This is a genomic window from Streptomyces sp. NPDC059373 (genome assembly GCF_042751495.1).
In the GTDB taxonomy this organism is placed as follows: domain Bacteria; phylum Actinomycetota; class Actinomycetes; order Streptomycetales; family Streptomycetaceae; genus Actinacidiphila.
In genome coordinates this window covers 139,719-162,461 of the sequence record NZ_JBHYXC010000006.1, presented here as the reverse complement: position 1 = coordinate 162,461, position 22,743 = coordinate 139,719, and the positions used below count along the sequence as shown (strand labels likewise).

The following is a 22,743-nucleotide window of genomic DNA, read 5'->3' as shown; positions in this document are numbered from 1 at the left end:
CGGAGCGAGCATTATTCTGCGGATCGATCAACAGAAAGTCATAGAGGGAAACCCATGACCAAGATCGGGATCATCCTCGGCAGCACCCGCCCCGGACGCAACGGGGAGGCAGTCGCCCGCTGGGTGTACGAGGTCGCCGCGCAGCGCACCGACGCGGAGTTCGAGCTTGTCGACCTGCTCGACTACAAGCTGCCCCACCTCGACGAGGCGTACCCGCCGTCGATGGGCCAGTACACGCAGCCGCACACCCGGAACTGGGCGGACAAGATCGCCTCCTTCGACGGCTTCGTGATGGTGACGCCGGAGTACAACCACTCCACCTCCGGCGCGCTGAAGAACGCCATCGACTTCCTCTATGCCGAGTGGAACAACAAGGCCGTCGGCTTCGTCAGCTACGGCTCGGCCGGCGGCACCCGCGCCGTGGAGCACCTGCGGCTGATCGCCGCCGAGCTCCAGATGGCCGACGTGCGCGCCCAGGTCGCGCTGTCGCTGTTCACCGACTTCGAGAACTTCAGCGTGTTCAAGCCCGGCGAGTTCCAGCGCGAGGCGCTCACCACCACGCTGGACCAGGTCGTGGCGTGGAGCCAGGCACTGGCCCCGCTGCGCGCGTGACCGACCCCGGCTTGCCCGAGCTGCGCACGCCCCCGCGCCGGGCGAATTCTGCCGCCGCGGTCACCGCCGCAGCGGCAGCGCAGAGGCGCTGGGCACATCCGGAACAACGTCCGCCTGATGCTCCGTCACATACGCGGGTGCCCCGCCCGCGAGGATCGCAGGCGGGGCACCCGGGGGCTGGTCCAGGTCAGGCGACGATCTGACCGTCGTGCAGCTTGGCGATGGCGTCCGCGTCGTAGCCGAGGTCGGCGAGCACCTCGTCGGTGTGCTCACCGAGCAGCGGCGCACCGAGGATGTCGGGCGTGAAGCCGGAGAACTTGATCGGGCTGCCCACGGTCAGGTAGGTGCCGCGCTCCTTCTGCTCGACCTCGACGATCGTGCCGCTCTTGCGCATGTCGGGGTCCACGGCGAGCTCCTTCATGCTGAGCACGGGCGCGCAGGGCACCTCGAACGTGCGCAGGATGTCGACCGCCTCGTACTTGGTCTTGTCGGCCAGCCACTTCTCGATCTCGGCGAAGATGTCGAAGATGTGCGACTGACGGGCCAGAGCGGTGGTGTACTCCGGGTCCTCGGTCCACTCGAGCTTGCCGATCGCCTCGCAGGTGCGCGCCCAGTTCTGCTCCTGGATCGTGAAGTAGATGTAGGCGTTGGGGTCGGTCTCCCAGCCCTTGCACTTCAGGATCCAGCCCGGCTGGCCGCCGCCGCCGGCGTTGCCGCCACGGGGCACCGCGTCGCCGAACTCGCCGTTCGGGTACTGCGGGTACTCCTCCAGGTAGCCGATCTTCTCCAGGCGCTGCTGGTCACGGAGCTTGACGCGGGTCAGGTTGAGCACGGCGTCCTGCATGGACACCGACACCTTCTGGCCCAGTCCGGTCGCGTTGCGCTGGATGATCGCGGTCAGCAGGCCGATCAGCAGGTGCATACCGCTGTTGCTGTCGCCGAGGGCCGAACCGCTGATGGTGGGCGGGCCGTCCCAGAAACCGGTGGTGGACGCGGCGCCACCGGCGGCCTGCGCGACGTTCTCGTAGACCTTGAGGTCGGACCACGACGAGTCGTCGTTGAAGCCCTTGACCGAACCGAAGATCAGGCGCGGGTTGAGCTCGTGGATGTAGTCCCACCCGAGACCCATGCGGTCCATGGCGCCCGGCGCGAAGTTCTCGACGAGGATGTCCGCCTCGCGGATCATCTTCTCCATGACCTCCTTGCCCTCGGGAGCCTTGGTGTTGATGGCCAGGGAGCGTTTGTTGCTGTTCAGCATGGTGAAGTACAGGGCGTCGACGTCCGGGATGTCGCGCAGCTGCTTGCGGGTCACGTCGCCGCCGTTGATGCGCTCGACCTTGATGACGTCGGCGCCGAACCAGGCGAGCATCTGGGTACACGCGGGACCGGCCTGGACCCCGGTGAAGTCGATCACCTTGATTCCGGCGAGCGGCTTTTCACTCATCTTGGCTTCCTTTTCGTGAATGATCTGGTGCGAGGGTGGGAGTGCGGGGTGGTTCGGGGGTGCAGGCGGTCACTTCTTCGCCGGCGTGATGTTGCCGCCGGTGATGCCCTTCGGGTTGAGGTGCGCGATATGTCCGCTCTCGGTACCGGCCGAGGGGTCGATCACACAGTCGATGAGCGCCGGGCCGCCCGAGGCCAGCGCTTCGGTGAGGGCGGCGGTCACCTCGGCGGGCGTGGTCGCGTGGTAGCCCTTGCCGCCGAACGCCTCGATCATCTTGTCGTGGCGGGCACTGAGCATCAGGGTCGTCGGCGACGGGTCGTTCTCCAGCGGGTTGACGTCGTCGCCGCGGTAGACACCGCCGTTGTTCATGATGACCGTGATGACGGGCAGCTTGTAGCGGCAGATCGTCTCCAGCTCCATGCCGCTGAACCCGAAGGCGCTGTCGCCCTCCACGGCCACGACCGGGCAGCCGGTCTCGACGGCGGCGGCGATCGCGTAGCCCATGCCGATGCCCATGACGCCCCACGTACCGCTGTCCAGGCGGTGGCGCGGCACATGCATGTCGATCACGTTGCGGGCGATGTCCAGCGCATTGGCACCCTCGTTGACGATGTACGTCTCCGGGTGCTCGTGCACGACATCACGTACCGCCTTCAGGGCGCCCATGAACTGCATCGGATGCGGGTCGGCCTTGAGACGCTCCGCCATCTTGGCGACGTTCTGCGCCGAGCGCGACGCCAGCTCTTCCCTCCACGCCGCGGGGGCCGCGATCTGGCCCGGCTTGGTCCGCTCGGCGATGGCGTCGAGCACCGACTCGATGTCCCCCACGAGCGGGGCGGCGATCGGCTGGTTGCTGTCGATCTCCTTGGGCTCGATGTCCACCTGGATGAACTTCGCGTCCGGGTTCCACTGCGGTGCCTCGCCGTGGTTGAGCAGCCAGTTCAGGCGGGCGCCGACGAGCATCACGACGTCGGCCTTCTTCAGTGCCAGCGAACGGGCGGTGGCCGCGGACTGCGGGTGGTCGTCGGGCAGCAGCCCCTTCGCCATCGACATCGGTACGTACGGAAGGCCGGTGGACTCGATGAACTCGCGGACCTTGCCGTCCGCCTGCGCGTACGCGGCGCCCTTGCCGAGCACCACCAGCGGCCGCTCGGCACCCGCCAGCAGCTCGATCGCGCGGTCCACCGCCTCCGGCGCGGGCAGCTGGCGCGGCGCGGGGTCGACGAGACGGCTCAGCGTCCTGGCGCCCGCCTCCGCGTCCATGATGGAGCCCAGCACCGCCGCCGGGATGTCGAGGTAGACCCCACCGGGACGGCCCGATATCGCGGTGCGCAGCGCGCGGGCGATACCGCGGCCGATGTCCTCCACCCGGCTCACGCGGTACGCGGCCTTGACGAACGGCTGCGCGGCGGCGAGTTGGTCCATCTCCTCGTAGTCGCCCTGCTTGAGGTCGACCAGGTGCCGCTCGCTGGAGCCGGAGATCTGCACCATCGGGAAACAGTTCGTGGTCGCGTTCGCCAGCGCGACCAGTCCGTTGAGAAAGCCCGGTGCGGACACCGTCAGGGCCACGCCCGGTTTCTTGGTCAGATACCCGGCGATGGCCGCCGCGTGGCCGGCGTTGCTCTCGTGACGGAAACCGATGTAGCGGATGCCCTGCGCCTGTGCGAGGCGGGCCAGATCGGTGATCGGGATGCCGACCACCCCGTAGATGATGTCGACGTCGTTCAGCTTCAGAGCGTCGACGACCAGGTGGTACCCGTCGGTGAGCTCGGCCGGAGCGTCGGCGGTGGCCGCTGTCTCCGTTGCAACAGGGGCGGTCATAGTCCGAGGTCCTCCTTGGGCAGTCATGCCTTTGCGGCTACTCACCCCACCTTCGGCAGCACGCGCCCTCACGTCCAAGACCTATCGGCGACCAGCCGATAAACAACATTTATCGAAGGCCGCCTCAGGCCTGCCACGCTGCACCGAAGCTCCTTGATAGACGGTCGCTATCGGCTGTTCGCCAGTGCGTATTGGACGCGCACTTGCCGTCCCCGCAGGCTCACAGGTGACAGCTTCATCAGACCTGGCGCGAGGAGGTGGTGGTCATGGCGGTCCCGACCGCAGCATCCGTACGAAACACGAACCGGTACCGGCCCCCGGCGATCACCGGCCTCGCCGATCTTCTCGACCGGCAGGTGCGCGATCGTCCCCACGCCCGGGCGCTCGTCGTCACCGGAGACCGGGTCGACCTGTCGTACCGCGCCCTCGCCGCCCTGGCCGAGGACGTGGCGGCTCGACTCGGCAGTACGGGGCTGCGCCGCGGGGACGCGGTCGGCCTCGTGTGCGCCAACACCTCCGAGTTCGTCGTCGCGCTCCTGGGCGCGGCACGGGCCGGGCTGGTGATCGCTCCGATGGACCCCGCACTGCCCGAGTCACAGATGTCGGCCCGGCTCGAGGCGCTGGGAGCGCAGGCCATCCTCGTCGGGCCACCCGCGGCCGGCGCCGCGCCGGTCGCGCAGCTCCAGGTCCCGGCATGGTCCCTGCGCGTGGACATCTCCCGTGCCGGGACGTCGACGGCCACGCTCGAAACGGGTGCGCGTGTGGTGCGCGACGTCCGGGGCGCCGCCCATGAGCTCTCGGGCCACGACGCCCTCGTCCTGTTCACCGCGGGCACCACCGACCAGGCCAAGATGGTCCCGCTGACGCACGCCAACGTGGCCGCCTCCGTGCGGGGCATCTGCGACATCTACGAGCTGGGACCCGGCGACGCGACGGTCGCGGTGATGCCGTTCTTCCACGGCCACGGGTTGTTCGCGGCGCTTCTGGCCACCCTGGCCGCCGGGGGATGCGTGCTGCTGCCCGAGCGGGGGCGGTTCTCGGCACACACCTTCTGGGACGACGTGCGGGCCGTGTCCGCCACGTGGTTCACCGCGGTCCCCACCATCCACGAGATACTCCTGGAGCGGTCGGCACGCGAGTACCCGGGCCCGGAGATCGCGCCTCTGAAGTTCGTGCGCAGCTGCAGTGCCCCGCTCAACACGGCCACCCAGCGGGCGCTGGAACGCACGCTCGGCGCGCCGCTGCTGTCCGCGTACGGGATGACCGAGACCACGCATCAGGCGACCAGCGAGCCGCAGCCCAAGGACGGGCTGCTCAAGCAGGGGTCGGTCGGCCGGTCGACCGGAGTGGACCTTCGTATCGTCGACCCGGACGGGCAGCCGTGCCCGGCCGGCACCGAGGGCGAGGTGTGGGTGCACGGTCCCACCGTCACCCGCGGCTACCTCGCCAACCCGGCCGAGACGGCCAAGAACTTCGCCGACGGGTGGTTCCGTACCGGCGACCTGGGCTCAGTCGACGAGGACGGGTACCTGTTCCTGACCGGGCGTATCAAGAACCTCATCATCCGCGGCGGCGAGAAGATCTCGCCCGAGCACGTCGAGGACATCATCGCCGGGTGCCCCGGGGTCGCTGAGGCGGCCGTGTTCGCCATCCCCGACGCGACCTACGGGCAGCGGGTGGGCGCCGTCGTGGTCGTACGCGACAGCGAGAACATCGAGGCGGAGCACATCCTGCAGTACTGCCGCAACCGGCTGTCCGCCTTCGAGGTACCCGACCGGCTCGACATCGTCGCCGCCCTGCCCCACACGGCCAAGGGCGCGCTCGACCGCCGGGCGGTGGACGCCCGGTACGCGCCCTGACGCAGCCGGGACCACTCTCACCTGACGCGGTGCTCGGTGGGCATCGGCTGGTCGAAGAAGTCGTCCAGCGACAAGCCCGTTGCCGCGTTCACGAACGCCCGCGCGGCGACCGAACCGGGAGTCGCCGCGTGCATCGCCACCGAGACCTGCGCCCCGGCGTCCGGTTCGACCAGCCGCAGGGCCCTGGTCCTGCCGATCACCGGCATCGCGCGCAGCCATGTGTGCGGCACGATGCTCGCCCACTCACCGACGCCCACGTGCGCGTAGAGGGAGGCGATCGAGTCCGTCTCCACCTGCGGGGTCACCACGACCCCCTTGTCCGCGAACACGCTGTCGATGAGCTGGCGAATCCTCATGTCGGGCGTGAGCAACGCGAGCGGCAGCTGGGCCGCCTCCGCCCACGTCATGGTGGAGGTCTGGGACATCAGCTGCTCGCCCGAGGCCAGCAGCATGTACCTCTCCTGGTACAGCGGCACCACCTGCAGGCCCTCCTGGTCGCCGGGATCGAAGTGAGCGATCGCCACGTCCAGCTCGAAATCGCGCAGCTGGCGGTGCAGCTCCTTCGTCGACAACCGGGACCGGACCTGCACCTTGGCCAGCGGGTGCGCCGCGCAGAACGCGGCCACCGGAAGCGCCAGCGTCGTCGAGGCCGTGGGGTCCGTCCCGAGCCGCAGCGTCCCGGTCACGCCCGACTGGACGGCGGCCACCTCGGCCTTGAAGGCGTCCTGCTCGGCCAGGATCCGCTTGGCCCACACGACGAGCCGTTCGCCCTGCGGGGTGAGGCCCTCGTAGTTGTGCCCCCGGTTGATCAGGGTGACGTTCAGCTCCCGCTCGAGCTTGGCGATCGCGGCCGAGAGCGCGGGCTGCGACACGTAACAGGATTCCGCTGCCCGCGCGAAGTGCTTCTCCCTGGCCACCGCTACGAAGTACTCCAGCTGACGGAACAGCATCAGCGACTCCTCCCTGCCTGGGCGCCGCGCCGACATGGACCGCGGGGGTTCCGTCGTTCCCGCGACGCCGTGGCCATCCTACTGATCAACCATTCAATGACCGGTCCTGGACCTGGTGGCTCCGTTCGACGTCAGTGCGAGGCGATGGCGGCCCGCGCCGCGGGGATGACCTCGGTGGCGAACCGCGTCAGCTGCTCGACGCTCTCGTCCTCCGGCAGGAAGTTGACGGTGTCGAACCGCTCCTCGCGGACGAATTCGGCGATGATGCGCGCCCACCCGTCCGGCGTGGTGCGGATCGGCTGTCCTCCCGGACCGCTGCGGGGGCGCTCTTGGGTCTCCACGCGGTCGGTGACCGCGCCGACGGGCTGGATGATCCGGCGGATGTCGGTCGGTTCGCGGCCGGCCGTGCGTGCTGCGGCGTCGATACGGTCCTGGGCGGCCGGCTTGGTCTCGTAACTGGTGGCCAGCGGGGCGACCCAGCCGTCGGCCCTGCGGCCGGTGAGGTCCAGCATGCGGGGCCCCAGGGCGCCCAGCCAGATGCCGATGTCGTGTGCCGGGGCGGGCCCGGTCGCCGCTTCGGTGAGCGAGTAGTGGCGGCCCTGGAAGGTCGCGAGGCGTCCGGGCTTCCACAGGGTGCGCAGCACGGTGATGGCCTCGTCGAGGCTGGTGACGACCTCGCCGGGGGTGCGCCGGGGGCCGCCGAGCCCGGCGATCTGCGACCAGAGCCGGCCGCCGCCGAGGCCGAGTTCGAAGCGGCCGCCGGACAGGAGGTCCAGCGTCGCGCTGGTCTTGGCGAGCATGGCGGGCGGTCGCAGAGGCAGGTTGGCCACGTTGGGCACGAAACGCAGTCGGCTGGTCTGCCCGAGCATCGTCCCGATCAGCGCGAAGGTGTCCAGGAAGGCGGGGGAGTAGGGATGGTCCTGGATCGACACGTAGTCGAAGCCGGTCTCCTCCGCGGTGAGCACGTGCTCGCGCAGCCGCTGGATGTCGGCGTGCTGGGGCGAGACGAAGACACCGAACTGGACGGGGTTCACGACATCCTCCTGGGGTATTTGTGGCGGTTACCTTCTGTTCGTAACCACACTAGGAGCGGCCAGAAGGATGAGCTGGACCCCCTGCCTCCGCGACGGCTCTGAGCAGGCCGCTCCTGCTTTCCGCTGTCGGCGCGGGGGCCATGGCGGGGATCGCGGCGCTTGGCGTGACGGTGGTGCGGGTGAGCAGGACCACGCCTCGGCCGGCCACCACGGCGGCGGCGAGAGCGATGAGGAACCCGGTGCCGCCGCCCCGCAGGTGGTCGCCGGTCAGCAGCAGTCCGATGGCGGCGGCGGTGGCGGGGTTGACGAGGGTGGCGGTGGCGAGCGGGGCGCCCAGGCCGCCGCGGTAGGCGAGTTGGGAGAGCAGGAGGCCGCCGAGGGAGAGCGGGACGACGAGGACGGCCGGGATGAGTACGCCGGGGGTCAGCAGTGCGTGTCCGCTGTCGTCGCCGACACGGCCCAGGGCGGTCTGGGTCATCGCCGAGCCCACTCCGAAGGCGATCCCGGCGGCCGTGGCGTAGCGGAGGCCGGCGGTGACGGAGGCACGGGAGGTGGCCGGGATCGCGGTGAGGGCGGCGATCGCGGCGGCCGTGACGGCGGCCAGGAGCAGCGTGGTCCGTACGTCCAGGGCGGCCGGGGAGGCGGTCGATGACGTGGTCAGCAGCAGTCCGGTGAGCCCGAGCACGGTCAGGACCGCGCCCCGCCATTCGTCCCGTGCGACGCGGCGGCCATGGGCGGCGGCCCCCATCGGTACGGCCAGGACCAGGGACAGGGCGCCCAGTGGCTGGAGCAGGGTGAGCGGCCCGTACGGCAGGGCGGCGACGTGCAGTCCGGCCCCGAGGCCGGTGAGGGCCAGGGCGGTGGGCCATGAGGCGCGTGGCTCGTGGCCGGCGATGCGTTCCTGGGCCACGGCGGCAGCGGCATAGCAGGCGGCCGAGAGCAGGGACAGGGCGATGGCGAGGGCGAGCGCGTTCATGCCGGTCTCCCCGGGTGGCCGGCGGGACGGGGGACCAGCAGGAGGGCGACGGCGAGCAGGACGGCGGCGGCGATGCCGTCGAGCCAGTAGTGGTTGGCGGTCGCGACGACGACGAGCAGGGTGAGCGCCGGGTGGATCAGCCACAGCCAGCGCCACCGGCTGCGGGTCGCGGCGATCAGCCCGACGGCCAGGGCCAGCGCCCAGCCGACGTGCAGGGACGGCATGGCGGCGTACTGGTTGGCCAGCGAGTCGACGTCCGGGTTGCCGTACACCGCCGGGCCGAAGAGCCGGCCCGTGTCCACCATGCCGACGGTGGTGAGCATCCTCGGCGGCGCGAGCGGCAGCAGCAGGTGCAGTACGAGAGCCGCCGCCGTCAGCGCGGTCAGCACCCGCCGGATCCATACGTAGTGAGCCGGACGGCGCCAGTACATCCAGAGCAGGAACAGGGCGGTGGCCGGGAAATGGACCGTGGCGTAGAAGGTGTTGGCGGCCCGGACGAGCGGCTCGCTGTGCATCAGCAGCTGCTGCACGGTGGCCTCGTCGGGGAGGTGGAGATCGCGCTCCAGGGTCCAGACGTCCGCGGCGTTGCGATAGGCGGCGGCGACATGCCCCTCGGCCACCAGCCGCCCCAGGCGGTACCCCATGTACAGCGCGGCGACCAGCAGCAGCTCCGGTACCGGGCGGGGCCGGGCGGGCGCCGTGGCCGGTGTCCCGGCGGGCGTGGACGGCGCGGGGACCGCCGTCTGTGACGCCTCTTCGACGGCCATCGTCCGTCCCCCTCTCCCACGCGATCCTGGCTCCTAGTGTACGAAACGATTTCGTACACCTGGCCGCGAAGCGCACTCTACGCCTGCCGCACGCGGATGTCTCCAGGCGGTCCTGAGACGCGAACGGGGGCTCCGGCGGCACAGCCGCCGGCGCCCCCGTCCAAGGGCTCCTACCTGGCCTTACCGGCCGATTCCGGCTCCGATTCCGCCGGAGCCGGCGCCGACGGCGTCCGCGCGGGGAGGGAGGCGCCCTCGACGTCGACGTTGGGCAGGATGCGGTCGACCCAGCCCGGCAGGCTCCAGGCTCGGCGTCCCAGCAGGGCCATGACGGCGGGGACGAGGGTCATACGGACGACGAAGGCGTCGAAGAGCACGCCGAAGGTGAGGGAGAAGGCGATCGACTTGATGACCGGGTCGCCGGTGAAGATGAAGCCGCCGAAGACGACCGCCATGATCAGAGCGGCCGCGGAGACCACCCGCCCGCTCTTGGCGACGCCGTGGGTGACGGCCTCCGCGGCGTTCCCGGTGTGCTCGAAGTGCTCGCGCATACGGCTGACGAGGAAGACCTCGTAGTCCATCGCGAGCCCGAACAGCACCCCGATCAGCAGGACCGGCAGGAAGGCGACGACCGGTGCGGCGGCGGCGACCTGGAAGACCCCGTCCAGATGCCCGTACTGGAACACCCACACCACGAAGCCGAGGCTGGCGGCGGTGGAGAGCAGGAAGCCGAGCACCGCCTTGAGCGGGACGAGCAGCGACCGGAAGGCGAGAGCCAGCAGCAGCATCGCCAGGATCACGATGATGGCGACGAACAGCGGCAGCGCGTCGGCCAGTTTGGCCGAGATGTCGATGGCGGCGGCGGTGGCGCCGGTGACGTACATGACGCCGCCGGCCCGGGCGACGGCCTGCTTGTCGTGGTCGCGCACCCGGTGCACCAGGTCGGTGGTGGCCTGGGCGTCCGGTCCGCTCCTGGGAACGACGCTGAGGATGGCCATCGTCCCGGCCGTGTTGGTCACCGGCGGCGCCACGGCGGCGATGTCGGAGTCCTTGCGCAGCGTGGTGGCCAGGTCGCCCAGCAGTGCGGTGCGCTTCGCGGCCGGGACGTCGGTGGTGTCGACGGCGACCGTGATGGTGGCGTTGAAGCCGGGCCCGAAGCCGCGGCTGAGCAGGTCGTAGCTGCGGTGCTGGGTACTGGCCACCGGCTGGGCCTCGTTGCTGGGCAGGCCGAGCCGCAGATGGCGGGCGGGCAGTGCGACGGCACCCAGGCCGACGACGCAGATCAACACGACGGCGAGCGGCGCGCGGGTGATCGTACGGGCCCACGCCAGGCCCCACGTGCCCTGCGACTCGTGGCCCCGGCTCAACCGCAGGAAGCGGAAGCGGCCGCCGCCCGCAGCGCGGGGCCGCAGCCGCTCACCGGCGAAGCCGAGCACCGCCGGGACGAGGGTGATCGCGATGAGGACGGCGAGCAGCACGGTGAACGCGGCGGCCAGGCCCATGATCGTCAGGAAGGGGATGCCGGTGGCCGACAGCGCGGACAGCGCGATGATGACGGTGACGCCGGCGAAGACCACCGCGCTGCCGGCGGTCGCGGTGGCCCGGCCGATCGAGTCCTGGACGTCGTGGTCGTCGCCCTGCTCGGCCAGCTGCTCGCGGTGCCGGGAGACCAGGAACAGGGCGTAGTCGATGCCGACGGCCAGGCCGATCATGAGGGCCAGGGTGGTCGCGGTGTTGGTCATGTCGACGAACCGGGACACGAACTGCACGCCCAGTACGCCGATCGCCACGCCGACGAGGGCGGTGAGCAGCGGCATCCCGGCCGCGAGCAGGGAGCCGAGAGCGATCGCCAGCACCACGAACGCGGCGACCACCCCGATGATCTCGGCGGGTCCGCCGATCTCGACCGCCGGCTTCATGGCCGTGCCGCCGTACTCCACCTGGAGGCCCGCGGCGCGGGCCGGTGCCATCGCGTCCTTGAGGTCGTCCTTGGCGGACTCCGGCACGTTGTCCGGGATCTGCTGGAACAGCACGTCGGCGTAGCCGATCCGGTGGTCCGCCGACAGTGCGCCGGTCTTCGCCGGGTCGGACACGGCGATCACCCCGGGGACCGAGGCGGCCTTCTTCAGGCTCGACGCGATCGCGGCCTGCTCCTTGGATGCGGCCAGTGTCGTGCCCGACGGTGCCGCGAACACCACCCGGGCCGTGCCGCCGGCCGCCGCCGGGAACTGCTTCTTCAGCAGGTCCGTGGCCTGCTGCGACTCGATCCCCGGCACGCTGAACTCCGTGGAGAGCTTGCCGTGCAGCGTGATCCCCAGCCCGCCGACCACCGCGAGCAGCAGCAGCCAGGCCGCCAGCACCCGGCCCCGGCGGTGTGCCGCCCACCGGCCCAGCGCGTACAACCGTCCAGCCACAGCCATCCTCCGTCAGCCAGCCATCCGATAAGGTTTGCAGCCTAAGCTACTTTTGCAGTCTGCTGCAAAATCACATCTGGCTGTAACCTGCGGTTATGGTCGAGGAAGGTCTACGAGAGCGCGGCAAGACCCGGCGCAGAGCGGCGATCACCCGTGCCGCCTTCGAGTTGTTCGCCGAGCGCGGCTACGACGCCACGACGGTCGCCGACATCGCCGCGCGGGCCGAGGTCGCCCCGCGCACCGTCGCCATGTACTTCCGTACCAAGCAGGACATCGCCCTGTCCCGGTTCAGTGAGGGCGCGGACCAGCTGACCGACGCCCTGCGCGACCGCCGGCCCGGTGAGACCGCCCTGGACATCCTCGGCCGGTGGGTGCGCGCCGAGAACGCCATGCCCGACGACGGGAACGACGAACTCGCGCGGCGGATGTTCGACGCCAACCCCGAACTGAGCGCCTTGCGCAACGCGCGCCTGGCCGCAGCCGTCCACGAAGCCACCAAGGCCGTCGCCGACGACCTCGGAGTCGCCCCCGACGCCCTCGGCCCGCGCATCGCCGCCGCCGCGGCCGCGGCCGTCATCATGGAACTCGCCAACGGCTCCCGGGCCTTCGGTACCGAGGAGGACATCGTCACCGCCCTCGACTTCATCGAGGCGGGCATGAAGTCCCTGGGACTCGCGGCCGGAAGAGAAACGGGAGCGCGGTCCGTGTGAGCCTGGCCTCATCCGGGCCGCCGCACTACTGCGCCCCGACCTGACGCGGTGGCCGGCGGGGGGTGTTGAATGACCCGATCAGCGGTCCTCGCTCCCACAGGTCCACGTGGGACGATCGCCGCCGATGGGGGGCCTGTTTACATCTTTGCTCATCCGTGTGCAAGCATTTGCGACGACACGTCCGCCCGACAGAGGGACCGCAGTGACGAAGTCCGCCATCCTCGAACCCCAAAGACGCCAGGTATGCGACAGTCGCGCCCGTATCCTGGCGGATGTCCGGCGGGGGTCGGGTGTGAATCCCGATCCCTCGCCCGACGTGGCCCATGACCTTCCGACCTCTTCCGGTGATGCCAGGTGAACCCCGTCGGATCAGACGGCACGCCGTACGCGGGCGGGCCATCCCAGGGATCGTCCTACCAGGGCTCGTCCTATCAGGACGCGTCGTACGCGGACGCGTCGTACGCGAACCCGTCCTACACGTACGAGGCTCCGACTCAGGCCTTGCCGTCGTACGTCCTGAGCGGCCGCTACCAGTTGAGCCAGCTCCTGGGCCGCGGCGGCATGGCGGACGTCTACTTCGCCCATGACACCCGGCTCGGCCGGACCGTCGCGGTGAAGACGCTGCGTGCCGACCTCGCCCACGACCCGGCCTCCCAGGGCCGGTTCCGCCGTGAGGCCCAGTCCGCGGCCTCCCTCAACCACCCCTCCATCGGCGCCGTCTACGACACCGGTGAAGACTGGATAGAGGGCGTCTCCCTCCCGTACATCGTCATGGAGTACGTCGACGGCTCCACCCTGGCGGACCTGCTCAACGCCGGCCGCAAGCTGCTGCCCGCGGCCGCCCTGGAGATGACAGTCGGCATCCTGCAGGCGCTGGAGTACTCGCACCGCAGCGGTATCGTCCACCGCGACATCAAGCCCGCGAACGTCATGCTGACGCGCGAAGGCCAGGTCAAGGTCATGGACTTCGGCATCGCCCGCGCGATGGACGACCCCAGCATGAACATGACGCAGACCGGCATGGTCGTGGGCACCGCCCAGTACCTGTCGCCGGAGCAGGCCCTCGGCCGGCAGGTCGACGCGCGCTCCGACCTGTACTCGACGGGCTGCCTGCTGTACGAACTCCTCGCCGTGCGGCCGCCGTTCACCGGTGAGTCCCCGGTCGCGGTCGCCTACCAGCACGTACAGGAGGAGCCGCTGCCGCCCAGTGCGTACGACCCCGGGCTCGCCCCCGAGATCGACGCCATCGTGCTGCGGGCGCTCGCCAAGGACCCCAACTACCGGTACCAGTCGGCCGACGAGATGCGGGCCGACATCGAGGCCTACCTCGATGGCAGGGCCGTCGCAGCCGGCACCGGTGCCACCGGCGGCCCCACTGCCAACCTCGCCGCCGTCGAGGACCCGGGGGAGGGCGGCTACGGTGGGCCCCCGGAGGACCAGGGGCAGCCGAAGAGCAAGAAGTCGGCGGTGCTGCTGGGCGTGGCGGCCGCCGTGGTGCTCGCCGGTGCCGTCCTCGTGGGCTGGATCCTGTTCGGCGGCCACGGCACGGACACCGGCAAGGTGGCCGTGCCGAACCTCGTCGGCCAGACGCTGGACGACGCCAAGAACCAGGCGGACAACGTCGGCCTCACGGTCACCGTCACCAAGAGCGCGCCCTGCGCGGACCAGCCCAAGGACCGGGTGTGCAGTCAGAGCCCGGCGAGCGGCCAGGTCGCGAGGGGCGCGACCCTCTCGGTCGTCATGTCCACCGGAGCCCCGAAGGTCGCGGTCCCCGACGTCACCGACCAGAACGAGACCGATGCCACGACCAGCCTCGAGGACAAGGGCTTCGTCGTGAAGACCAAGCAGGTCGTGTCCGACAAGGACCCCGGAACCGTCCTCGGCCAGAACCCGACGGCCGGCACCAAGGCCGAGAAGGGCTCCACGGTCACCCTCAAGGTGGCCAAGGCAGCCGACAAGGCCACCGTCCCCGACCTCACCGGCCTGACCCCCAGTGAGGCCAAGACGCTGCTCGAATCCAACAACCTCGTCCTCGGCTCCACCACCGACGTGGACTCGAGCTCAAAGGAAGGCACCGTCGTCGGCCAGAGCATCCTGGCCAACAAGGAGGTCAAGGCCGGAACCACCATCGATGTGGACGTCGCCAAGGCCGCCTCGACGGTCCAGGTGCCGTCGAACCTCATCGGCATGACCCTCACCGACGCCCGCACGGCACTGAACAACCTCGGCCTCAAGGTCGCCCTGGCCTCCGGCTCCTCCGCCGACTCCAGCGCGACGGTGACGGGCAGCAACCCCACCCCCGGCAGCGATGCCGACAGCGGCAGCACGGTGACCATCACCACCTCGCCGCCGTCCGGCGGCTCGTCGAGCGCCTCGCCCACGGCGTCGGCCGCAGCGGGATAGACCTCCGCCGAGCCCAGGCCCGTGGGGGGTCTGGGCTCGGCGGCGGAGCGTGCGGTCCTGGGAACGGCGGGCGTGTTCCGTTTCTCCGGAGCGGTAAACAGCTGTCTGCCGCTGCGGGTGTCCCTGGCGCTACCACCCTTCGAAGGGACACGACACGTCCGGGTCCGGCGCCTAGCGTGATGATCGTCATCCCCCGTCGGGACGCAGGAAAGGCGGCGCGACATGCCGACGACCCAGGACATCGATCTGAGCGAGCTCAGCGCCGAGAGGGGCGGCTCACAGCCGTTGCGCGGCTATCTGGCACGGCCGTCGCAGGAGGAACACGGCTCCGGCCCCTGGCCGGGCGTCGTCGTGGTGCACGAGATTTTCGGGCTGGACGAGCAGGCCCGGCAGCACACGGAGCGGCTCGCCGCGGCCGGCATTCTCGCGCTGGCCGTGGACCTGTTCAGTGCGGGCGGTGCCCGTCGCTGCCTGGTGTCGACCATGCGCTCCCTGAGCCGGGGCGAGGGCCGGCCCTTCACCGACATCGACACGGGGCGCGAGTGGCTGAGCCGATCACCCGATCAGGCAGGCGGGATCGGCGTCATCGGCTTCTGCCTCGGCGGCGGCTTCGCCCTGCTGAGCGCCGCGGGACACGACTTCACCGCCGCATCGGTCAACTACGGCTTTCCGCCCAAGGACCTGGACGCCCTTGTCGACGGCGCATGCCCGGTGGTCGCCAGCTACGGCGGTCGGGACCGGCCGCTGCGCGGGGCCGCCGCCGCTCTGGACACCGCTCTGACCGGTGCCGGGGTCGTGCACGACGTCAAGGAGTATCCGCACGCCGGCCACAGCTTCCTCAACTCCGCCCCCAACGGCCCACGCATGCTGCGGCCGCTGTTCCGTGTGGCGGGTATGGGGCCGGACCCCGTCGCGGCGGACGACGCCTGGCGCCGTATCGAGACCTTCTTCCACGCGCACCTGTGAGGAGACACATGAACGCGCGGCGGTGACGGCCACGGCCCTACGATCCGCGCGTCACTGCTGCGTGCTGGTCTCGGCCTGGACGCGTCGCACCGTGTCGACGGCCCCCGCCGGTGCGACGCCGGCCGCGATCAAGCTGGCCACGGCCGCATCGGTGGCTGTGCCGTTCCAGAAGCCCTGGGCCGTCATCTCCAGCAGGGAAAGCCCCAGGGCTTCCAGTGCGCCCGCCAGCACCTCGGCCGGGAGGTGGCTGGAGAACACTCCTGCCTTCTGGCCGCGGCTGAGCGTCTCGGTCACGATCTGACGCGGGGGAAGGAGCGCCTCGGTGATCTTCAGATCCCCCAGATCCCGCCGGGCAAGGGCCAGCAGCATGCGGTAGCGGTCACCGACCGGCCATCCTGTGAGCACATGGCGAGCCAGCCGTTCCTCGGGGCTGTCGTAGGGCACCAGGGTCGAGCGTATGGTCTCCAGGAGCGTCTCGGCCCCCTCGTCGGTGAGGGCCTCCAGGAGCGCCGCTCGCCCGGGGAAGTGGCCGTACAGGGTGCGTCGTACGACTCCGGCGGCCCGCGCGATGTCATCCATGGCGACGTCCGGATTCTCGCTCAGCTGCTGGCGCGCGACAGCGAGGATGCGGGCCCTGTTCGACCGTGAGTTGCTGCGAAGCGGTACTGGGCCCTTGGAGTTGGCCATGGCTGGACCTTCCGAACATGGGACTGCGTGAGCAAATTTGCACAGTTATGAGCAAGAACCTACCCGTCCGGGCGGTCGGGGGCAACCGGCCCGCGATGCGGCGGCGGGTGTTCACGTCGGAGTCGACGGCTGTTATTTGCACAACGGTGAGCAAGAAGTTAATCTGCTCATCGTTGAGCAATTACCGACTCCGGCTTCAGCCCCGAGGACCCCCCATGCGCCTTTCCGCGTCGACCCCCGTCGATAAAACGAGTAGCCCCTATCCGAGGCGATGGTGGGCGCTCCTGGTGCTCTGCCTGAGCCTGCTGATCATCGTCATGGCGAACACGGCGTTGATCGTGGCCGCGCCGGACATGACGCGGGACCTGGGCCTGGACAGCAGCGAGCTGCAATGGGTCATCGACGGCTACACCGTCCCGTACGCGGCGCTGATGCTGCTGCTGGGAGCGGTCGGCGACAAGTACAGCCGTCGCGGAGCCCTGGTCACGGGCCTGGCGATCTTCGCGGCGGGTTCGGTGGCAGGCAGTCTCGTGGACAGTTCGACCGCGGTCATCGCCGCGCGAGCCGTCATGGGGCTCGGCGCCGCGATGATCATGCCGGCGACGCTGTCCCTGCTCGTGGCGACCTTCCCTCGCGGTGAGCGGGCGCGGGCGATCACCGTGTGGACCGCCACCTCGGGACTCGGCGTCGCCGTGGGCCCGCTCATCGCCGGATGGCTTCTCGAGGGCCATGCGTGGGGCTCGACCTTCCTGATCAACGTCCCCATCGCACTGCTCGCGATCGTCGGCGCGTTCGCGCTCGTCCCGCCGTCCCGGGCCCACGGGATGGGCAAGCTCGACCTGGTCGGGGGCGTCCTGTCCATCGTCGCCGTCGGTTCGCTGGTGTACGCGGTCATCGAGGGGCCGCACTTCGGCTGGACGGCAGGCCCCGTGGCGGCCGCTGTGATCGCCGGCCTGGCGCTGGCCGCCTTCGTTCTCTGGGAACTGCGGCACCCGCACCCCGTCCTCGACGTGCGCAAGTTCCGCGACCGGACCTTCAGCGGCTCGACGATCGCCGTCCTGATGTTCTTCCTGGGGACCTTCGGGGCCATCTACTACATCACCCAGGACCTGCAGTTCGTCCAGGGATACACCCCTCTGGAGACGGGTGTCAGGATGCTGCCGCTCGCCGGCGGCGTCTGCCTCGGCGCCGCTCTGACCGGACGGCTGACACCCCTTCTCGGCATGAAGGTCACCGTCATCGCCGGAATGGTGATCGGTGCCGTCGGCGTACTGCTCATGACGCAGGTCGACGCCGACTCCAGCTACGGCAGCTTCCTCGGTCCGTTCATCCTTCTCGGACTGGCCGTCGGCCTGAGTGTCTCCCCGTGCACCGACACGATCATGGGGGCCTTCCCCGAAGGCGAACTCGGCGTGGGCGGAGGCGTGAACGACACCGCCCTCGAACTGGGCGGTTCACTCGGTATCGCCATCCTCGGTTCCCTGCTCGCCACCTCCTACCGCGACAACCTGACGGACAGCGTCGGCAACGCGCTGCCCCCTGAGGCGCTGAGCGTCGCGCGGGACTCCATCGGCGGAGCCCTCGCCGTAGCCGGGCAGGTCGCTCACGACCCGTCCGGCGGAGTCGCCAAGTCCCAGGCGCTCGTCTCGGCGGCCAATGCCGCGTTCTCCGACTCCGTGGCCACGACGAGTCTGATCGGCGGAATCATCATGACCGCCGGAGCAGTGATCGTCATGGCGCTGCTGCCCGGTCGGAAGGACCGCCTGAGCCCCCCTCCCGACAGGGAAGCCGGCGACATCGAGACGGTGGACACGTCATCCGGGAGGTCGGTATGACCAGCACGGAGGATGCCCACCGTCCATGGCAGGAGCGGCCCCGGCCCCTTCCCCGGTGGCGCCGCCCACGCGTGCTCGTACCGACAGCCGCTCTTGCCCTGCTGCTGATCGCCACCGGCGTCGACGGCGCGGCCCTCCAGTACACCGAGTCGCGGACCGCCGCCGCGTTCCAAGAGGCAACCGGCACGGCGCAGGCTCCGGCAGTCCACGTCCGCGGATTCCCGGTGCTGACCCAGTTGGCCGACGGCACCTTGAAACGCGTCGACATCTCCGCCCGCGACATCCCCGCCGGGGCGCAGAATCCGGTGCCGATCACCGACCTGGATGTGCACCTGACCGGCCTCAAGCGCGGCACTGACGCCCGTTCGGCCCACGCCGCCACGGCCACGGCCACCGCGTTCGTCTCCTACCGCGACCTGTCCGACGCCCTCGGCATCGACATCGGCCCCGCGTCCACCGACGGCCGCGTCGCGGCAAGCATGTCCGTACCACTGATCGGCGATCTCCAGGTCACCGCCCAGGTCACCAGGGCGGAGCACAACAGCATCGCCTTCACGTCCGTGCGGGTCTCCGGAGGACAACTTCCGGCCTCAGTGCGAGCGTTGGTCGAGAAGGCGTTCCAGCAGACGATCCCCCTGGAGAACCTGCCGCGCGGTCTGACCCTCGACGGGCTCTCCACCGGACGCGGCGGTATCACCGCGAACCTGTCGGGCCACGATGTCACCTTTACTCCGGACTCCGGGGCAACCGAAACCGGATACGTGTACTGATCCCCGGAGGAATTCCTGAAGAAGGAGGACGCGGTCAGCGGCCCGGTCGGTCGGGCCGCTGACCGCGTTCTTCGCCCGGCTAGGCCGTCGCGAGCGCGAACACGTGCAACGTGCCCCCGGCGACGGTGCCGGGGAGGGTCACGCTCTTCAGTTGCTTGCCGGCTGCCAGCGTGATGGGGGCGCTGGCGAAGACGTCCGTGGCGATCTGCTGGCTGCCGCCGCCGGAGACGTCGCGGTAGGAGGTGCGCAGGGCGATGGTGTTGCCGTACGAGGGCTGGCGGTTGCCGCCGCCGAGGGTCCAGTCGCTGAAGCCGAGCTGTGCCTCCTGGGTCGTGCCGTCGGTGTAGGTGAGGGTCATGGTGCCGTCGGCGGCGCCGTTGCCGGCGCTGCCCAGCAGGCTGAGCCGGGTGGCGTTCGCCGAGCCCGTCGGGGCGTTGAGGACCTGGTCGCCGCCGCTGACGGCGATGTTGTCGGGGTCGCCGGGCTTGACCTTGGGCCAGGTGAAGTCGAAGCCGCCGGATGTGACGGTGGCGCCAGGGGTGGCTCCGGCGGCGGCGAGAGCCTTTGCCGAGTAGCTGTAGCCGCCGCCGTCGAAGTTGGCGGCGGGGTTGGTGTCGTCGGCCGAGATGCCCTTGTTGTTGAGGTTCCAGAACAGGCTGCCCGGTGTGGCGACCGTCACCGCGAGGGCTGCCTTCGGCAGGGCGGTGCCGTCGGAGTCGGTCAGCTTCAGGGGGACGGTGTAGAAGCCCGGTTCGGTCCCGGCCGCCGCCGAGATCGACAGGGTGCCGGTGCCGGTGCCGTCCGCCGGCACGGTGAGGTCGCCCTCGGTGGCCGACAGAGTGATGCCGTCCGGGGGTGAGGCCGTCCAGTGCACGGTGGTGCCGGTGTCCTTGAGGGTCCGGACGGTGACGGTCGCGTGCTCGGCGTCCCCGCCGGGCTGGACCTTGACCCGGCCCGGGTCGGTGCTGGTGAAGTAAGGCTGCTCGCCGTCGCGGAAAGACGGTGGTGCGTCGGCCGCCGCGCTCGCCCAGGTGGTGTTCGGGGTGGTGCCGAGGGTGTAGTCCAGGGTGCCGCCGTCGGCGACGAAGGACTCCGGCAGCCAGGCCTTGCCGCTGTCAGCGCCGTTCACCTTGAGCGACTGTACGTAGTAGGTGTCCGCCGAGGCGTTCGGAGCGTTGATGGTGATGGTCTGGCCGCTGCCCCGGTGCAGAGTGATCTCCGGGAACAGCGGGCTGGCCAGCACCAGTTCGGACCGGCCCGGCACCTCGGGGTACATGCCGAGCGCCGCCCAGACGTACCAGGACGACATGGCGCCCAGGTCGTCGTTGCCGACCTCGCCGTCCGGCTTCTCCGAGTAGAGCGTGTCGGCCGCCCGGCGCACCACGTCCTGGGTGCGGTAGGGCGCGCCGGCGTAGGCGTACTCCCAAGGGGTCTCCAGGGAGGGCTCGTTGCCCAGGAAGGCGTACGGCTTGTGCGGGCCGGCGTTCAGCTCGGTGAAGAAGGTGTCCAGCCGGTCGACGGCCTTGGCGTTGCCGCCCATGGCGTCGAACAGCCCGGCGAGGTCGTAGGGCACCATCCAGTGGTACTGGGAGCCGTTGCCCTCGACGTACAGGCTGGAGTCGGCCGGGTCGAAGGGGGAGACGAACGATCCGTCCGGATCGCGGGGCTGGATCCAGGAGTTGGACGGATTGAAGACGCTCTCCCAGTTCTGCGCCCGCTTCATGAAGGTGGCCTGCGTCGAGTCGTCGCCCAGCTTGCCGGCCAGGGCGGCGATGCCGAAGTCGGCGCTGGTGTACTCCAGCGTGGTGGAGACGTCGTCGGGCAGATAACCGAGCGTCTGGTAATCGCTGAGGCCTGGCCGCTCGACGTAGCGGGCGGTGGTCGGCTGGATGGTCGTGGCGCCCTTGACCATCGAGGTCAACGCCGCCTTGGCGTCGAAGCCGGTGGCCCCGAAGGCGTACATGCTGGCCAGAATCGAGTGGTAGGGGTCGCCGTTCATGACGCCCTCGAAGTCGTTGTTCACCGACCAGCGGTCCCACACATCGCCCGCCTGATGCGCCTGGTTGTACATCGACTGGGCGATGTCACCGGATTCGCCGGGCGCCAGCAGGGCCAGCAGCTGCGCCTCGGAGCGGTAGATGTCCCAGCCGGAGAAGTTGGCGTACTGCGCGTGCCCCTTCGCCGCCTGGTGGACGCGCCCGTCGAAGCCCGGGTACTGGCCGTCCGTGTCGCTGAAGACGTTCGGCTGGAGCAGCGAGTGGTACAGCGCGGTGTAGAAGGTGGTGCGCTGGGCGGTGGTGCCGCCGTCGACCTGAATTTGGTTCAACCGTTGGTTCCAGGTTGAGCGCGCCTTGTTGACAACGTTGTCGAATGATGAAGAACCCTGCTCCGCCCTGACGTTCGCGGCGGCGCCCGCGATGCTCACGTAACTGAGCCCGACCTTCACTCCGACGGTCGCCTGCTTCGCGGTGTCGAAAGTGACGTACGCCCCCGAGCCCGGCCCCGAGACACTGACCGACGGGTGCGCGGCCTGCGCCTGCTTGGACTGCGTCAGGGCGCCGGCCTTGGCGCGGGCGGTGCCGTGCACGCTCTCGTCTCCGGGGCTGACGATGTCGTTGTGCCAGGTGCCGACGGAGGCGAAGGGCTGGTCGAAGGTGGCCGAGAAGTAGACGCGGTAGAGATTGCCGCCGCCGCAGAAGTGGCCGCTGGCCACATAGCCGGTGATGGTGCGGTCGCCGGTGATGGTCGCCTGCGCGTCCGAGGCGCCGCCGATGGAGCCCGAGACGTTCAGCAGCAGGGAGGCGGTGCTGCCGGCCGGATAGGTGAAGCGCCCGGCGCCGGAACGCTGGGTGGCCGTCAGCTCGACCTTGTTGCCGGAGGCCAGCTTGACGCCGTAATAGCCGGCGGTGGCCGATTCGTCGTCGTGGGAGAAGCTGTCCAGATAGTGCTTGGGGTCCGTGGCCGGCGAGGTGGTCACGGATCCGGAGTACGGCATGAACGGCAGGTCCTCGGCTCCGTCGCAGCCGGCACCGGACAGATGGGTCAGGCTGAAGCCCCTGATCTTGTCGTCGTCGTAGAAGTAGCCGCCGGGCTGGTTCTTGTCGGTGTCCGGACTCCACTGCACCATCCCGAACGGCACGTCGGCGCCCGGAAAGGTGTTGCCCGACCCGCCGCCGGTCCCGAAGTCCGGCCCACCGGGCTTCGTACCGACGAGCGGGTTCACGTAAGGGACGAGATCGCGCGGAGCGGCGGCGGCCTTGGCCGACGCCTGGGCGGGGGAGCCTGCGCCGAGGCTGCCAACAGCCACGAGTGCCGTGAGGACCACGGACAGGAGCGGCCGGGCCCGTCTGCCGGGGGAGCTGGATCGGAGTGCCGCCATGCGGTGTCTCCTTGCTGTGTGGTGAGTGTGGGGGAGACCGGGCGGCGCTGATCCACACCGCACCGGCGCCCGCGAGTGTGAACGGGTGTGGCAGGCGGCGTCAACGGTGACACCGTGAA

At 70.1% G+C, this 22,743-nt stretch carries 16 protein-coding genes; 7 read left to right on the top strand and 9 right to left on the bottom strand.

What is annotated here, in order from left to right:
- The first annotated feature begins 54 nt into the window (after nucleotides 1–54).
- Entirely contained in the window at nucleotides 55–612 is a 558-nt protein-coding gene (locus ACFXJ5_RS13415; protein WP_384630495.1) for an NADPH-dependent FMN reductase, read from the top strand.
- A gap of 187 nt (nucleotides 613–799) precedes the next feature.
- Here the strand turns inward: ACFXJ5_RS13415 and frc are convergent, their stop codons facing one another.
- Entirely contained in the window at nucleotides 800–2,056 is a 1,257-nt protein-coding gene (gene frc, locus ACFXJ5_RS13410; RefSeq protein WP_384630494.1) for a formyl-CoA transferase, read from the bottom strand.
- Nucleotides 2,057–2,125: 69 nt separating this feature from the next.
- Nucleotides 2,126–3,877, bottom strand: a complete 1,752-nt coding sequence (gene oxc, locus ACFXJ5_RS13405) for an oxalyl-CoA decarboxylase (RefSeq protein ID WP_384630493.1) — start codon at nucleotides 3,875–3,877, stop codon at nucleotides 2,126–2,128.
- A gap of 266 nt (nucleotides 3,878–4,143) precedes the next feature.
- Here oxc and ACFXJ5_RS13400 point away from each other — a divergent pair, with 266 nt between their 5' ends.
- Entirely contained in the window at nucleotides 4,144–5,736 is a 1,593-nt protein-coding gene (locus ACFXJ5_RS13400) for a FadD7 family fatty acid--CoA ligase (protein ID WP_384630492.1), read from the top strand.
- 17 nt (nucleotides 5,737–5,753) lie between these two features.
- Here ACFXJ5_RS13400 and ACFXJ5_RS13395 read toward each other — a convergent pair whose 3' ends face one another.
- From ACFXJ5_RS13395 to ACFXJ5_RS13375, 5 genes are all read right to left on the bottom strand, one after another.
- Nucleotides 5,754–6,686: a LysR family transcriptional regulator gene (locus tag ACFXJ5_RS13395; protein WP_384630491.1), complete on the bottom strand. Its 933-nt coding sequence runs from the start codon at nucleotides 6,684–6,686 to the stop codon at nucleotides 5,754–5,756.
- Between the two features lie 131 nt (nucleotides 6,687–6,817).
- A complete protein-coding gene (locus tag ACFXJ5_RS13390; protein ID WP_384630490.1) occupies nucleotides 6,818–7,720 on the bottom strand; it encodes an LLM class flavin-dependent oxidoreductase in 903 nt (300 codons plus the stop codon).
- A gap of 49 nt (nucleotides 7,721–7,769) precedes the next feature.
- Nucleotides 7,770–8,696, bottom strand: coding sequence for a hypothetical protein (locus ACFXJ5_RS13385; RefSeq protein WP_384630489.1), 927 nt, complete (start codon nucleotides 8,694–8,696; stop codon nucleotides 7,770–7,772).
- A complete protein-coding gene (locus ACFXJ5_RS13380; RefSeq protein WP_384630488.1) occupies nucleotides 8,693–9,463 on the bottom strand; it encodes a phosphatase PAP2 family protein in 771 nt (256 codons plus the stop codon). The genes ACFXJ5_RS13385 and ACFXJ5_RS13380 overlap by 4 nt, the downstream gene beginning before the upstream one ends.
- A gap of 170 nt (nucleotides 9,464–9,633) precedes the next feature.
- A complete protein-coding gene (locus tag ACFXJ5_RS13375) occupies nucleotides 9,634–11,874 on the bottom strand; it encodes an MMPL family transporter (RefSeq protein ID WP_384630487.1) in 2,241 nt (746 codons plus the stop codon).
- Between the two features lie 95 nt (nucleotides 11,875–11,969).
- Here ACFXJ5_RS13375 and ACFXJ5_RS13370 point away from each other — a divergent pair, with 95 nt between their 5' ends.
- From ACFXJ5_RS13370 to ACFXJ5_RS13360, 3 genes are all read left to right on the top strand, one after another.
- Complete coding sequence (locus ACFXJ5_RS13370; RefSeq protein ID WP_384630486.1) at nucleotides 11,970–12,584, top strand: TetR/AcrR family transcriptional regulator; 615 nt, start codon at nucleotides 11,970–11,972, stop codon at nucleotides 12,582–12,584.
- Between the two features lie 501 nt (nucleotides 12,585–13,085).
- Nucleotides 13,086–14,987, top strand: a complete 1,902-nt coding sequence (gene pknB / locus ACFXJ5_RS13365; RefSeq protein ID WP_384630555.1) for a Stk1 family PASTA domain-containing Ser/Thr kinase — start codon at nucleotides 13,086–13,088, stop codon at nucleotides 14,985–14,987.
- Between the two features lie 222 nt (nucleotides 14,988–15,209).
- Nucleotides 15,210–15,953: a dienelactone hydrolase family protein gene (locus ACFXJ5_RS13360; RefSeq protein WP_384630485.1), complete on the top strand. Its 744-nt coding sequence runs from the start codon at nucleotides 15,210–15,212 to the stop codon at nucleotides 15,951–15,953.
- Between the two features lie 51 nt (nucleotides 15,954–16,004).
- Here the strand turns inward: ACFXJ5_RS13360 and ACFXJ5_RS13355 are convergent, their stop codons facing one another.
- Nucleotides 16,005–16,640 (bottom strand): TetR/AcrR family transcriptional regulator, encoded by a 636-nt coding sequence (locus tag ACFXJ5_RS13355; protein ID WP_384630484.1) that lies wholly within the window; start codon nucleotides 16,638–16,640, stop codon nucleotides 16,005–16,007.
- 215 nt (nucleotides 16,641–16,855) lie between these two features.
- On the opposite strand from ACFXJ5_RS13355, the gene ACFXJ5_RS13350 reads away from it, so the two are divergent.
- Complete coding sequence (locus tag ACFXJ5_RS13350; RefSeq protein WP_384630483.1) at nucleotides 16,856–18,475, top strand: MFS transporter; 1,620 nt, start codon at nucleotides 16,856–16,858, stop codon at nucleotides 18,473–18,475.
- A complete protein-coding gene (locus ACFXJ5_RS13345) occupies nucleotides 18,472–19,245 on the top strand; it encodes a DUF2993 domain-containing protein (protein ID WP_384630482.1) in 774 nt (257 codons plus the stop codon). The genes ACFXJ5_RS13350 and ACFXJ5_RS13345 overlap by 4 nt, the downstream gene beginning before the upstream one ends.
- Nucleotides 19,246–19,324: 79 nt before the next feature.
- Here ACFXJ5_RS13345 and ACFXJ5_RS13340 read toward each other — a convergent pair whose 3' ends face one another.
- The gene (locus ACFXJ5_RS13340; protein ID WP_384630481.1) at nucleotides 19,325–22,624 is read right to left on the bottom strand and encodes a GH92 family glycosyl hydrolase; all 3,300 of its coding nucleotides are present in this window, start codon (nucleotides 22,622–22,624) and stop codon (nucleotides 19,325–19,327) included.
- Nucleotides 22,625–22,743: the final 119 nt, after the last annotated feature.

Excerpts from the sequence above, each read along its gene's own strand:
- ACFXJ5_RS13415 (WP_384630495.1), top strand. The coding sequence starts at position 55 with ATGACCAAGATCGGGATCATCCTCGGCAGCACCCGCCCCGGACGCAAC.
- ACFXJ5_RS13350 (WP_384630483.1), top strand. The coding sequence starts at position 16,856 with ATGCGCCTTTCCGCGTCGACCCCCGTCGATAAAACGAGTAGCCCCTAT.
- ACFXJ5_RS13380 (WP_384630488.1), bottom strand. The coding sequence starts at position 9,463 with ATGGCCGTCGAAGAGGCGTCACAGACGGCGGTCCCCGCGCCGTCCACG.
- ACFXJ5_RS13355 (WP_384630484.1), bottom strand. The coding sequence starts at position 16,640 with ATGGCCAACTCCAAGGGCCCAGTACCGCTTCGCAGCAACTCACGGTCG.
- ACFXJ5_RS13400 (WP_384630492.1), top strand. The coding sequence starts at position 4,144 with ATGGCGGTCCCGACCGCAGCATCCGTACGAAACACGAACCGGTACCGG.
- frc (WP_384630494.1), bottom strand. The coding sequence starts at position 2,056 with ATGAGTGAAAAGCCGCTCGCCGGAATCAAGGTGATCGACTTCACCGGG.
- ACFXJ5_RS13370 (WP_384630486.1), top strand. The coding sequence starts at position 11,970 with ATGGTCGAGGAAGGTCTACGAGAGCGCGGCAAGACCCGGCGCAGAGCG.
- ACFXJ5_RS13340 (WP_384630481.1), bottom strand. The coding sequence starts at position 22,624 with ATGGCGGCACTCCGATCCAGCTCCCCCGGCAGACGGGCCCGGCCGCTC.
- oxc (WP_384630493.1), bottom strand. The coding sequence starts at position 3,877 with ATGACCGCCCCTGTTGCAACGGAGACAGCGGCCACCGCCGACGCTCCG.
- ACFXJ5_RS13360 (WP_384630485.1), top strand. The coding sequence starts at position 15,210 with ATGCCGACGACCCAGGACATCGATCTGAGCGAGCTCAGCGCCGAGAGG.
- ACFXJ5_RS13395 (WP_384630491.1), bottom strand. The coding sequence starts at position 6,686 with ATGCTGTTCCGTCAGCTGGAGTACTTCGTAGCGGTGGCCAGGGAGAAG.
- ACFXJ5_RS13345 (WP_384630482.1), top strand. The coding sequence starts at position 18,472 with ATGACCAGCACGGAGGATGCCCACCGTCCATGGCAGGAGCGGCCCCGG.
- ACFXJ5_RS13385 (WP_384630489.1), bottom strand. The coding sequence starts at position 8,696 with ATGAACGCGCTCGCCCTCGCCATCGCCCTGTCCCTGCTCTCGGCCGCC.